This is a genomic window from Bradyrhizobium sp. CCBAU 45321 (assembly GCF_028128975.1).
GTDB classification, from domain to species: domain Bacteria; phylum Pseudomonadota; class Alphaproteobacteria; order Rhizobiales; family Xanthobacteraceae; genus Bradyrhizobium; species Bradyrhizobium yuanmingense.
The window spans coordinates 85,003-97,248 of sequence record NZ_LFKZ01000016.1 but is presented as its reverse complement, the minus strand read 5'-3'; the positions used below and the strand labels follow the sequence as shown (position 1 = coordinate 97,248).

At 64.6% G+C, this 12,246-nt stretch carries 13 protein-coding genes and 1 pseudogene; 11 read left to right on the top strand and 3 right to left on the bottom strand.

The genetic code is table 11. From position 1 onward, the window contains the following. The first annotated feature begins 1 nt into the window (after position 1). The 3 genes and pseudogenes from ACM43_RS04650 (at position 2) to ACM43_RS04640 (ending at position 2,923) form a co-directional block, all read left to right on the top strand. Positions 2-2,098, top strand: a complete 2,097-nt coding sequence (locus tag ACM43_RS04650; protein WP_271538837.1) for a 3-hydroxyacyl-CoA dehydrogenase NAD-binding domain-containing protein — start codon at positions 2-4, stop codon at positions 2,096-2,098. Between the two features lie 7 nt (positions 2,099-2,105). Further along, positions 2,106-2,509: pseudogene (locus tag ACM43_RS04645) on the top strand (acyl-CoA thioesterase). A gap of 222 nt (positions 2,510-2,731) precedes the next feature. After that, positions 2,732-2,923 (top strand): hypothetical protein, encoded by a 192-nt coding sequence (locus tag ACM43_RS04640; protein ID WP_036013862.1) that lies wholly within the window; start codon positions 2,732-2,734, stop codon positions 2,921-2,923. Between the two features lie 282 nt (positions 2,924-3,205). Here the strand turns inward: ACM43_RS04640 and ACM43_RS04635 are convergent, their stop codons facing one another. Then, a complete protein-coding gene (locus ACM43_RS04635; RefSeq protein ID WP_157286420.1) occupies positions 3,206-3,658 on the bottom strand; it encodes a nuclear transport factor 2 family protein in 453 nt (150 codons plus the stop codon). Positions 3,659-3,810: 152 nt separating this feature from the next. Here ACM43_RS04635 and ACM43_RS04630 point away from each other — a divergent pair, with 152 nt between their 5' ends. Both ACM43_RS04630 and ACM43_RS04625 read left to right on the top strand, forming a co-directional pair. Then, a complete protein-coding gene (locus ACM43_RS04630) occupies positions 3,811-4,497 on the top strand; it encodes an HAD family hydrolase (protein WP_271538401.1) in 687 nt (228 codons plus the stop codon). Between the two features lie 89 nt (positions 4,498-4,586). After that, complete coding sequence (locus ACM43_RS04625; protein ID WP_036013860.1) at positions 4,587-5,432, top strand: DeoR/GlpR family DNA-binding transcription regulator; 846 nt, start codon at positions 4,587-4,589, stop codon at positions 5,430-5,432. A 3-nt stretch (positions 5,433-5,435) separates the two neighbouring features. Here the strand turns inward: ACM43_RS04625 and ACM43_RS04620 are convergent, their stop codons facing one another. Both ACM43_RS04620 and ACM43_RS04615 read right to left on the bottom strand, forming a co-directional pair. Then, complete coding sequence (locus ACM43_RS04620; protein WP_271538398.1) at positions 5,436-5,852, bottom strand: type II toxin-antitoxin system VapC family toxin; 417 nt, start codon at positions 5,850-5,852, stop codon at positions 5,436-5,438. After that, positions 5,852-6,109, bottom strand: a complete 258-nt coding sequence (locus ACM43_RS04615; protein WP_271538396.1) for a type II toxin-antitoxin system prevent-host-death family antitoxin — start codon at positions 6,107-6,109, stop codon at positions 5,852-5,854. Before ACM43_RS04615 ends, ACM43_RS04620 begins: the two co-directional genes overlap by 1 nt. A gap of 270 nt (positions 6,110-6,379) precedes the next feature. On the opposite strand from ACM43_RS04615, the gene glpD reads away from it, so the two are divergent. From glpD to ACM43_RS04585, 6 genes are read left to right on the top strand one after another with little or no spacing between them, the layout of a single operon-like run. After that, entirely contained in the window at positions 6,380-7,930 is a 1,551-nt protein-coding gene (gene glpD / locus ACM43_RS04610; protein WP_271538394.1) for a glycerol-3-phosphate dehydrogenase, read from the top strand. Further along, positions 7,927-9,003, top strand: a complete 1,077-nt coding sequence (locus ACM43_RS04605) for an ABC transporter ATP-binding protein (protein WP_057026248.1) — start codon at positions 7,927-7,929, stop codon at positions 9,001-9,003. The genes glpD and ACM43_RS04605 overlap by 4 nt, the downstream gene beginning before the upstream one ends. A gap of 14 nt (positions 9,004-9,017) precedes the next feature. Continuing rightward, positions 9,018-10,103 carry an ABC transporter ATP-binding protein gene (locus tag ACM43_RS04600; protein WP_271538392.1) on the top strand — a complete coding sequence of 362 codons (1,086 nt, stop codon included), beginning with the start codon at positions 9,018-9,020 and terminating at the stop codon, positions 10,101-10,103. Next, positions 10,103-11,077 carry a carbohydrate ABC transporter permease gene (locus ACM43_RS04595; RefSeq protein ID WP_157286414.1) on the top strand — a complete coding sequence of 325 codons (975 nt, stop codon included), beginning with the start codon at positions 10,103-10,105 and terminating at the stop codon, positions 11,075-11,077. The genes ACM43_RS04600 and ACM43_RS04595 overlap by 1 nt, the downstream gene beginning before the upstream one ends. Further along, positions 11,077-11,883 (top strand): carbohydrate ABC transporter permease, encoded by an 807-nt coding sequence (locus ACM43_RS04590; RefSeq protein WP_036013847.1) that lies wholly within the window; start codon positions 11,077-11,079, stop codon positions 11,881-11,883. The genes ACM43_RS04595 and ACM43_RS04590 overlap by 1 nt, the downstream gene beginning before the upstream one ends. Before the next feature lie 10 nt (positions 11,884-11,893). Further along, on the top strand, positions 11,894-12,223 hold the full coding sequence (locus ACM43_RS04585; protein WP_157286412.1) for a DUF2160 domain-containing protein: 330 nt from the start codon (positions 11,894-11,896) through the stop codon (positions 12,221-12,223). The last annotated feature ends 23 nt before the right edge of the window (positions 12,224-12,246 follow it).

The following is a 12,246-nucleotide window of genomic DNA, read 5'->3' as shown; positions in this document are numbered from 1 at the left end:
CATGGATTCCAAGATCATGACCGTGCTCGCCGACCGCGTGCTGGAGCTCGGGCCGCGCCCTGCGCCGGATGGTCCCTACAAGCACTTCAAGCTGACGCGAGATGAAGACGGCGTCGCCTGGCTGCTGTTCGACCGCGCTGATGCCAGCGCCAACACCCTGTCCTCCGACGTGATGGAGGAGTTCGACGCTGTGCTCGCGGCGATCGAGACCGAGCGTCCCGCCGGTCTCGTCATCCGCTCGGCAAAGCCGTCGGGCTTCATTGCCGGCGCCGACGTCAATGAATTCCGCGGGGCGAGCGATGCCGGCATGGTGGAGACGCGCATCCGCGCCGCGCACGCCGTGGTCGACCATCTGGAAGCACTGAAGCTGCCGACGGTCGCTGTCATTCACGGCTTCTGCCTCGGCGGCGGGCTCGAGGTGGCGCTGGCCTGCCAGGCGCGCATCGCCATCGAGGGCGCACGCTTCGGCTTCCCGGAGGTGATGCTCGGCCTGCATCCCGGCCTTGGTGGCACGGCGCGGTTCACGGCGCTGGTCAACCCGACCCAGTCGATGGCCCTGATGCTGACCGGCCGCACCATTGACGCCCGCCGCGCCAAGGCGATCGGCCTCGTCGACACCGTGACGCAGGAGCGGCATGTCCAGGGCGCGGTGAAGGATGCGCTGTTCGGCCGCCTGAAGCGGGCCAAGCCCGGTCTGCTGACGCGCGCCGCCAATCTCGGGCCGGTGCGCAGCCTGCTGGCCAAGCGCATGCGCGCGGAGGCCGCGAAGGCCGCATCGCGCGAGCATTATCCAGCGCCTTACGCGCTGATCGATCTCTGGGAAGAGCATGGCGGCAGCAAGGCCGCGATGCTGAAGGCCGAGCAGGCCTCGTTCGCCAAGCTGATGGTGACGCCGACCGCGCAGAATCTGATCCGGGTCTTCTTCCTGCGCGAGCAGATGAAGAAGGCGGCAGGCGCCGGCAGCATGGTGAAGCATGTCCACGTCATCGGCGCCGGCGCGATGGGCGGCGACATCGCGGCCTGGTGTGCGGGGCAGGGCCTTCGCGTCTCGCTCGCCGACATGAAGCCGGAGCCGATTGCAGGCGCGGTCAAGCGCGCGGCCGACCTCTATCGTAAGATCATCCGCAAGCCCACCGACGTGCGCGACGCGCTCGATCGCCTGATTCCTGACATGGACGGCGAGGGCGTCCGCAACGCCGACCTCATCATCGAGGCGGTGCCGGAAAGGCTGGAGCTGAAACAGAAGGTCTATGCCGGCATAGAGCCGCGCATGAAACCGGGCGCGATCCTTGCGACGAACACGTCCAGCATTCCGCTGCAGGACCTGCGCACTACGCTGGCGCGGCCGGAGCGGCTGGTCGGCCTGCATTTCTTCAACCCGGTGTCGCGGCTGCAATTGGTCGAGGTCGTCAGCCATGACGGCAACGATGCACACGTGCTGAAAGAGGCGCTCGCCTTCGTCGGAGCGATCGACCGTCTGCCTTTGCCTGTAAAGAGCTCGCCCGGCTTCCTCGTCAACCGCGCGCTGACGCCCTACATGCTGGAAGCGATGGTGATGCTGGACGAGAAGATCGACCAGCGCCTGATCGATGAAGCGGCCGAGCAGTTCGGCATGCCGATGGGTCCGATCGAGTTGGCCGATCAGGTCGGGCTCGACATCTGCCTCGACGTCGGCGACATGCTGCGCACCAAGTTCGGCGATCTCCTGCCGCCGACGCCGGCCTGGCTGCGGGAGAAGGTCGCCAAGGGCGAACTCGGCCGCAAGACCGGCAAGGGCTTTTACACCTGGAAGGACGGCAAGGCGGAGAAAGCACCGTTGCCGGAGACCGGACCGCGCGTCACCGACCAGATGATCGACCGCCTGGTGCTGCCGATGTCCAATGTCTGCGTTGCGGCGCTTCGCGAGGGTATCGTCGACGACGCCGAAGCGGTCGATGGCGCCATGATCTTCGGCACGGGGTATGCCCCGTTCCGGGGCGGTCCGCTGAACTATGCGCGCACGCGCGGCGTGGAAAACATCGTATCCACCCTGCGCGCGCTGGCGGAACGATTCGGCGCGCGTTTCGCGCCCGATCCGGGCTGGGACAATTTCAAGTGAGAGTCATATGAGCGAACAAGAGACCGGACCGAGCGGGGATCTCTGCATCCGCACGCTGGCGATGCCGGCCGACACCAACGCCAATGGTGACATCTTCGGCGGCTGGCTGCTCAGCCAGATGGACGTCGGCGGCGGCGTGTTCGCCTCGAAGGTCGCGCGGTCGCGCACCGTGACGGTCGCGATTGAGGCGATGAATTTTCGCAAAGCGGTCTATGTCGGCGATCTCGTCTCTATGCCAATCTCGTGCGCGTCGGGCGCACCTCGCTGACCGTGCATCTCGAGGCCTGGGCATTGCGGCGCAAGGAGTTGCATCCGTTCCTCGTCACCGACGGTCATTTCACCTACGTCTCGATCGACGACCACGGCCGTCCACAGGCTATCCAGCGAAACGATCCGCCGATCGCGACGTAATCCGCGCGCGACGCTCTGCCCCACCTGCGAGGTCTTGCAGCGCCGCAAAACACGGCACGAGCTAGTCACCTCGTCGCGGCTTCGCCAAGAACCAGTCATAAAACGGATGAGGTCCCGGCGTACTCAATTGCGTGTCGATTCGGGGTGGAAACGGCCTCAATGCCCTAGGGAACCTTTGGGCACGAGCACCGTTATTTGCCCGCACTGAGGAAGCCACGGACTATGCCGGACAGCTACATCATCGAAGTCGATTCGCAGACCGCAGGTATCGTCGTTCGTTCTTCTGGAGGCTACTGCTTCTTCGCCTCATCGCACCGCTTCAACCGTCTCGAAGGCCAGTTATTCCGCAACGCCCGCGAAGCCGAGCGCGCCGCGCGCAGGCTGGTGAATGGCGACGTGAAGGAGGCGGCGTAACTGTCATTCCGGCCCGCGAGGCGTGGTCGGAATTTTTTGCCGCCCTTGATGTTGCTGCCTTCTTCCTTCTCCCCTTGTGGGAGAAGGTGGCGTAGGCCGCCTCCGGCGGCCGTGCCTTAAGAGAACGCCGAAGCAAAGCTTCGGCTATGGCGCCGGATGAGGGGTATCTCTCCTCATGCTCAGGCGTTTGAGAGTATCGTTCGCGGAGAGATACCACTCACCCGTCTCGCCGCTGCGCGGCGAGCCACCCTCTCCCACAGGGGGAGAGGGTAAGCGCAATCATCACAACTTCGTCGCCGCCCGCGACAACAGCTTCCACTCGTCGCCTTGCTTCTGCCAGTTCATCAGGATGTGAAGGTTGGTCGATACTTTTTTCCCATCGGCCGCCATCTCCTGCTCGCCCAGCCAGTGGAAACGCACGATCGCTGCGGGGCCGACGACCTTGATGGTGGGATCCTTGTATTCGATGGACAGAAATTTCGACTTGCCGTCGGTCGCGTTGGCGATGAACGTCGCCTTGTCCTCGACCTTGCCGCTCGAATGGCTGTAGCTCAGTTCCTCCGCGCAGAGCGCGCCGAGCGCCTTGGGATCGGCCGCGATCTGGGCGAGGCGGAAGGCCTCGACCCTCTTCGCCACCGCTTCCTCGTCTGCCGAAGCGGCGAGCGCGGGCGTCGCGAACGCAAGCGCGGACACGGCGAGCGTCGAGAGAGCCAGATCGCGTCGGTTGATCGTCATGGTTTCCTCCTTTTTGATCTTGCAATCAGTGTTGCAGTCGCACGCGACTTTGTCGAGTGTCACCTGCCTCATGTGGATGCGTCATTGCGCGATCGAGGCCGTATTGATACGCCTTCCGCATCGATGCGCCGCGCATTTGGGAAAGTACGGAAATGATCGAGACCAAACACGATGGAATGGGCCGGGCGCTGTTGTTCGACATCGACGGCACGCTCGCCGACACCGATCCGTTGCACTTGAAGGCTTTCAACCAGGTGCTCGGCCCGCACGGACACGTCTTCGATCACGCACGTTTCTCCCGCGAGCTGCAGGGCTTCGCCAATGTCGCCATCGGCGATCGCTTTCTGTCCCACGAGGCGCCGGAGCGGCGCGCCCTCATCCTCGACGAGAAGGAGGAGGTCTTCCGCACGCTGGTGGCCGGGCAGATCGCACCGCTGCCGGGCCTGATGGCGCTGCTCGACCGCGCCGATGGCGCCGGCATTCCCATGGTCGCGGTGACCAACGCGCCGCGTCTCAACGCCGAGCTGCTGCTCTCCGGCCTCGGCATCACGCATCGTTTCAAGGCGCTGGTGATCGGCGCCGAGCTGCCGCACAGCAAGCCGCATCCGCTCCCCTATCAGGAAGGGCTGCGTTTCGTCGGCGCGAGCCCGCAAGCCTCGATCGCATTCGAGGACTCCCGCACCGGCGTGCAGTCCGCAACGGCTGCTGGCATCCCGACTGTCGGCATCCGCACCAGCCTCAGCCATTCTGACCTGGTTGGAGCAGGCGCAGTCACGTCCGCGAGCGCGTTCGACGACCCGACGCTGCTCGCGCGTCTCGCGAGTGCCATGGCATGGTAAGACCTCGGTCGGTTAACCGTGATCGGCACCGCATTGACCGAGGGCGCAAACCGCCGCACCATGCGTTGTTCTGATGTGAGGCCTTTGCCGTGACCGGATTGACCCATCGCCAAGCCGAAATCCTCAACATCGCGCGCGCCTCCGGCCGTGTCATGGTCGAGGAGCTGGCGCGCCGCTTCGAGGTGTCCGCGCAGACCATCCGCAAGGATCTCAACGATCTCTGTGAGCGGAGATCGCTGACCCGCATCCATGGCGGCGCCATCATCGCCTCGGGCGTGGAAAACCTTGCCTATGAGGCGCGCCGTTTCGTCGCCGCCGACGAGAAGAAGGCGATTGGCGCTGCCGCCGCCTCGCTGATCCCGAACGGCTGCTCACTCTTCATCAACATCGGCACCACGACGGAGGAGGTGGCGAGCGCGCTGACCTCGCATGAGGATCTGCTCGTCATCACCAACAACCTCAACGTCGCCATGCTGCTCTACCGCCATCCGCGCATCGAGGTGGTGGTCGCCGGCGGCACGGTGCGGCGCGCCGATGGCGCCGTGGTCGGCTCGACCGCGACGCAGCTGATCGGCCAGTTCAAGGTCGACTATGCCATCATCGGCGCCTCGGCGATCGACGAGGAGGGGGCGCTGCTCGACTTCGACTATCGCGAGGTGCAGGTGGCGCAGGCCATCATCGCCAATGCCCGCAGCGTCATGCTGGTCGCCGATTCCACCAAGCTGCGCCGCAGCGCGCCGGTGCGCATCGCGCACATCACCCAGATCCAGACCTTCGTCACCGACCAGGAGCTGCCCGAGCGCCTCGCCACCATCTGTCACAGCAAGGGCATCGAGGTGGTCGAGGCGATGCCGAAGGGCGCGGAGGTCGACGATGCGTCGGCCGAGGTGCAGGATGCCGCACCGGAAGCCGCACCAGTGGTGCGGCTGAGATAGCGGCTAAGCGTCGTCCCAGGGGTTGAGCAGCGGAACGCCCGTCGGTTTGAAATCCTCTACATTGCGCGTAACAACCGTCAAACCATGAACTAGCGCCGTTGCAGCAATGAGCGCGTCGCGTTCAGCGCGCGGGTTGGGAACGTGAAGTTGTGCGGAACGTTGCGCGACAGCAATATCGATGGCCAGGATCCGCCCCTCGAAGCGTGCCAGAATCTGGCTGTTGATCCAGCTGCGCAAGATGGCACCTTGCGCTGCGTCCTTGCGTTCGATCAGGCGTGCGCCAAGTTCGATCTCGAGAATCGAGATGACTGAGATGAAGAAGTTTGCTGCTGGAATTGCGCCTGCCCAGGCAACGACGTGCCGATCAGCCTTGTCCGGTCGCCTCAGCTCGGAAACGACATTGGTATCCAGCAGAAACATCAGTCGAGATCGGCGGGCTTAGAGATGCCGCCCTCAATGCGAGGCGGATCGAAGTCGAAGTCCGCATCCGCCTGCGCCAGAGCCAGAGCTTCCGCAAGGCTCATGTGCCCGCCGGTCAGGCGCAAGTAATCCTCGATGGTCAGCAGGACATGGGCTGGACGGCCGCGATCCGTAATGAAAACGGGTCCTCGCGATGCCGCTTTCTTGGCGCCGCTGGTGTCTTGATTGAATTCTCGGCTGCTGAGGGTGGTGACCATCTTCTGAGCCTCCAAGCCGTGGCATGTCGATTGGGGGAATTTATGTAGAAATGTTGCTACATGCAAGCTGGTTCGCCGATGCTGGCTGCCGTTCGATTGTGCGGCTTGCCGCAAGTCTGTCCGTCCACCTGCCGATCTCGCCGCCTCCTTGCCCACCAAAAAGTTCCTCTTTCGCTTCCTTTCGCCTCTCTTTCATCTTGCTTTCGTTTTTCGGTGTGATCTAATCAAAAACGAAAGTAGCCGCTCGATGGAACGGGCGGTCGCCGGGGGATGCGTCTATTGGAGCGTATTTTCGATCTCGCCATCATCGGAGGCGGTGTTAACGGCTGCGGCATCGCGCGTGACGCGGTGGGCCGCGGCAATACCGTTTTCCTGTGCGAAATGAACGATCTGGCGAGCGGGACATCGTCCTGGTCAACCAAGCTCGTGCATGGCGGCCTGCGCTATCTCGAATATTACGAATTTCGGCTGGTCCGCGAGGCGCTGATCGAGCGCGAGATCCTCTGGGGCATCGCGCCCCACATCATCCGGCCCCTTCGTTTCGTTCTGCCGCATCACGCCGGCCTGCGCCCGGCCTGGCTGCTGCGCCTTGGCCTCTTCCTCTATGATCACATCGGCGGCCGCCACCTGTTGCCGGCGACCCGCTCGGTCGATCTCAAGCGCGATGAGGTCGGCGAGCCGCTGATCCCGAACCGCTACAGCCGCGCCTTCGAATATTCGGACTGCTTCGTCGACGACGCCCGCCTCGTCGTGCTCAATGCGCGCGATGCAGCCGACAAGGGCGCCGAGATCCGCACCCGCACCCGCGCCACCGAGATCCGCCAGTCGGACGGCGTCTGGACCGTCAGCATGGTCGATACGCTGACCGGCGCGCGCTCGCAGATCCAGGCCAAGGCGCTGATCAATGCCGGCGGGCCCTGGGTCGAGGACGTGCTCGGCCGCGGCGCCGGCGTGAATGCGAAAGCCAAGGTGCGCCTGGTGCAGGGCTCGCACATCGTCGTGAAGAAGCTCTACGACCACGACCGCGCCTACATGTTCCAGAATGCCGATGGCCGCATCATCTTCGTGATCCCGTACCAGGATGACTTCACGCTGATCGGCACCACCGACCGCGACTATGACGGCGATCCTGCCAAGGTGAAGGCGACGACTGAAGAGATCGAGTATCTCTGCAAGGCGGCCAGCGAATATCTGGCCAAGCCCGTCGCGCCCGCCGACGTGGTCTGGACCTATTCCGGCGTGCGTCCGCTCTATGACGACGGCGCCAGCGAGGCCAAGGCCGCGACGCGCGACTACGTGTTCGAGCTCGACACGCCCGGCGGCGTGCCGCTGCTGTCGATCTATGGCGGCAAGATCACGACCTATCGCAGGCTCGCCGAAGAGGCCCTGGAGCGCCTTGCGCCTTACTTGCGTAGTGCGAAAGCGCGCGAGGGCTGGACCGGCAAATGGCCGCTGCCGGGCGGTGACATGAACGTATCCGACATCGACGGCCTGATCGCCGAGCTGCAACGCGGCTATCCCTTCCTCAGCCATGAGCATGCGCGGCGCCTGGCGCGCGCCTATGGCACCCGTGCGATCAAGCTGCTCGGCGATGCAAAATCGGCCGCGGATCTCGGCCAGGCCTTTGGCGCCACGCTGACCGAACGCGAGGTCCGCTATCTCATGGCCAATGAATGGGCCGTCACCGCCGAGGACGTGGTCTGGCGCCGTTCCAAGCTCGGCCTGCGACTATCTGCCGACGAGATCGCGACCCTCGACGACTGGATCAGGAGCCATGCCGTGGCGCAAAGTCCCCTGCTGGAAGCGGGAGGACGCTCATGACCGTGACACTCGATCACGTGACCCGGACCGTGGAAGGCGTGCCGCACATCCGTGACGTCTCGCTGACGCTCGAAAGCGGTACGCTCAACGTGCTGCTCGGGCCGACGCTGTCAGGCAAGACCTCGATCATGCGGTTGCTCGCCGGCCTCGACAAGCCGACCACGGGCAAGGTGTTCGTCAACGGCAAGGACGTCACCGGCGCCGACGTGCGCCAGCGCTCGGTCGCGATGGTGTACCAGCAGTTCATCAACTACCCCTCGCTCACGGTCTACGAGAACATCGCTTCGCCCCTGCGCGTGCAGGGCAAGCCGCGCGACGAGATCGAGGCGCGCGTCGCCGAGGCCGCAAAGCTGCTGCGGCTCGAGCCGTTCCTGAAGCGCACACCGCTCCAGCTCTCCGGTGGCCAGCAGCAGCGCACCGCGATCGCACGCGCGCTGGTCAAGGGCGCCGACCTCGTGCTGCTCGACGAGCCGCTCGCGAATCTCGACTACAAGCTGCGCGAGGAGCTGCGGGCGGAGCTGCCGCGCATCTTCGAGGCCTCCGGCGCGATCTTCGTCTATGCCACAACCGAGCCGACCGAGGCGCTGCTGCTCGGCGGCAACACGGTGTGCATGTGGGAGGGCCAGGCGCTGCAGATGGGTGAGACCACCAATGTCTATCGCCGGCCGCAGACCTTGCGCGTTGCGCAGGTGTTTTCGGATCCGCCGCTGAATCTCGTGGGCCTCGAGAAGGGGAACGGCATGGTCCAATATGCGGGCGGGAGCGCAGCGCCCGCGTCCGGGCTTTATGCCGGTCTGCCCGACGGCTTCTATCGCGTCGGCTTTCGTGCCCATCAACTCGGGCTTGCCAATGGCGAGGCCGACCGTCACGCCTTCCACGCCACTGTCACGGTGACCGAGATCACGGGTTCGGAGAGCTTCGTGCATCTGACCCGCGACGGATCGAATTGGGTGGCGGTGCTGCACGGCGTGCACGAGTTCGAGCCGGGCCAGATGCTCGATGCCGTGCTCGATCCCAATGATGTCTTCGTCTTCGATGCCGCCGACCGTCTGGTCGCGGCACCGGGCTCTTAGGAGGGAGATGCGCCATGGCCCGCATTGACCTCGTCGATCTCGCCCATTCCTACGGCGGCAACGATGCGCCGCAGGAGAGCTTTGCGCTCAAGCCTGTCACCATGACCTGGCGGCAGGGCGGCGCCTATGCGCTGCTTGGGCCTAGCGGCTGCGGCAAGACCACGCTGCTGAACGTCATCTCCGGCATCATCACGCCGTCGCGAGGGAAGATCCTGTTCGACGGCAAGGACATCACGCCGCTGTCAACCCAGAAGCGCAACATCGCGCAGGTGTTCCAGTTTCCGGTGATCTACGACACCATGACGGTGGGGCAGAACCTGGCGTTTCCGCTGAAGAACCGCGGCGTGCCGAAGGCCGACATTGACAGGCGCGTCGCCGAGATCGGTCGCCTGCTCGATCTCGAGCCCTTTCTGAACCGCAAGGCCACGCGCCTGACCGCCGACGCCAAGCAGAAGATCTCGCTCGGCCGCGGCCTCGTGCGCAACGACGTTGCCGCCGTGCTGTTCGACGAGCCGCTGACCGTGATCGACCCCGAGCTGAAATGGCAGCTCCGCTCCAAGCTGAAGGCGCTGCATCGCGAGCTCGACCTCACGATGATCTACGTCACCCATGACCAGACCGAGGCGCTGACCTTCGCCGACACCGTGGTCGTCATGCACGACGGCCGCGTGGTGCAGAGCGGCACGCCGGCCGAGCTGTTCGACAAGCCGGCGCATACTTTCGTCGGCTATTTCATCGGTTCGCCCGGCATGAACATCCTGCCAGCCGAGGTGAGGGGGCGTGAGGCCAGGATCGACGGCCACGTCATCGCGCTGAATCGCAGCTACGACAACCTGCCTGCAGGGGCGAAGATCGAGATCGGCGTCCGTCCCGAATTCGTCGAGGTGGTCGCGCCCGCACCTAGCCTGCTCACTGCCAGGATCGAGCGCATCGACGATCTCGGCCGCATCCGCTTCGCTCGCGTGCGCGTCGGCGACGCCAAGCTCGCGGCGCGCGCGCCTGGCGGCTTCACCAGCGCGGACGGCACCGCCGGGCTGAAATTCGATCCGTCCCACGTCCACGTCTATGCCGACAGCCTTCTGGTGGAGGGAGCCGCCTGATGGACAAGACCGTCAACCAAAAAGCCTGGTTCCTGGTGCTGCCGGTGTTCCTGGTCGTCGCCTTCTCGGCGGTGCTGCCGCTGATGACGGTGGTGAACTATTCGATGCAGGACACCTTCGGCAACAACCAGTTCTTCTGGAACGGCGTCGGCTGGTTCAAGGAGCTGCTCGATCCCTCCACCGACCTCGGCGGCCGCTTCCTCGCCTCGCTCGGCCGCAACCTGTTCTTCTCGCTCGTTATCCTGGCCATCGAGGTGCCGCTCGGCATCGTCGTCGCGTTGTCGATGCCGCGCGAGGGCTGGACGGTCGCAGCCTGCCTCGTCATTCTTGCGCTGCCGCTGCTGATCCCCTGGAACGTGGTCGGCACCATCTGGCAGATCTTCGGGCGTCCCGACATCGGGCTGCTCGGCTACGTCCTCAACGCCATGGGCTTCGACTACAACTACGTCTCCAACGACGTCGATGCCTGGTTCACGGTCATCGTGATGGACGTCTGGCACTGGACCAGCCTCGTCGCGCTGCTGTGCTATGCCGGCCTGAAGTCGATTCCCGAAGCCTATTACCAGGCCGCGCAGATCGACGGCGCCTCGCGCTGGGCCGTGTTCAAGGCGATCCAGCTGCCGAAGATGAACCGCGTGCTGTTGATCGCGGTGCTGCTGCGCTTCATGGACAGCTTCATGATCTACACCGAGCCGTTCGTCGTCACCGGCGGCGGACCCGGCAATTCCACCACCTTCGTGTCGATCGAGCTGGTCAAGATCGCGCTCGGCCAATTTGACCTCGGCAAGGCCGCCGCCCTGTCGCTGGTCTACAATCTCATCATCCTGATTGTCTGCTGGATCTTCTACACCGTCATGACCAATGCCGGTGTCGAACGCAAAGTCCAGGCTTCGAGCGAGCCGGCGGTGGAGCCCAAGCCTTCGCCCGCGCTCAAGCCCGTGCCCGCACTCGAGCCAAGGGAAGGAGTGGCCTGATGCATTCGATCCCCGGCCGCCGCCTCATCATGGGGCTGTTCCTGATCTTCCTGCTGCTGCCGATCTACTGGCTCGTCAACATGAGCTTCAAGACCAACAGCGAGATCGTCTCGACGATGACGCTGTGGCCGCACACTCCGACGCTGCAGCACTACAAGCGTATCTTCACCGACGAGAGCTGGTATTCGGGCTACATCAATTCGCTCGAATACGTCGTCCTCAACACCATCATCTCGATCGCCGTGGCGCTGCCGGCGGCTTACGCCTTCTCGCGCTACCGTTTCCTCGGCGACAAGCATCTGTTCTTCTGGCTGTTGTCGAACCGCATGGCGCCGGCGGCGGTCTATGCGCTGCCGTTCTTCAATCTCTATTCGGCGATCGGCCTGTTCGACACCCCCTGGGCCGTCGCGCTCGCGCATTGCATCTTCAACGTGCCGCTGGCGGTGTGGATCCTCGAAGGCTTCGTCTCCGGCGTGCCGCGCGAGATCGACGAGACCGCGTTCCTCGACGGCTATTCCTTCCCGCGCTTCTTCATCAAGATCCTGGTGCCGCTGATCGCGAGCGGCATCGGCGTCGCCGCCTTCTTCTGCTTCATGTTCTCCTGGGTCGAGCTGCTGCTGGCGCGCACGCTGACCTCGGTGCACGCAAAGCCCATTGCCGCGATCATGACGCGCACGGTCTCGGCCGCCGGCATGGACTGGGGCCTGCTCGCCGCCGCCGGCGTGCTCACCATCATTCCGGGCGCGCTGGTGATCTGGTTCGTCCGCAACTACATCGCGCGCGGCTTCGCGCTCGGCCGCGTGTAAGGAGGCAACCATGGAGTCAATCGCATGGATGGCCTGGACGCTGCCGACCGCGATCTTCTTCGCCGCGCTCGCCTGCACGCTGGCGCTGATGACCTGGCTCGCCGCGGTCTATCCCGAGGCCGAGCGCGTTGGCGTGCTGCGCATCCCGACCACGCGCGGCGACCGCCTGTTCATCTCGCTGATCGCGGCCGCCGTCATCCACCTCGCCTGGATCGGCCTCGTCGGCACCGACGCGATCGCTACGCTGCCTATCGGCGAGGAGGGGTTTGAAATCTCGAGCCTCTGGCTCGCATCAGGAATTTCGCTGGTCACGGCCGCGCTCATTTTCCGCACGGTCTGAAGCTTGCGAAGGGACGGCCAGAT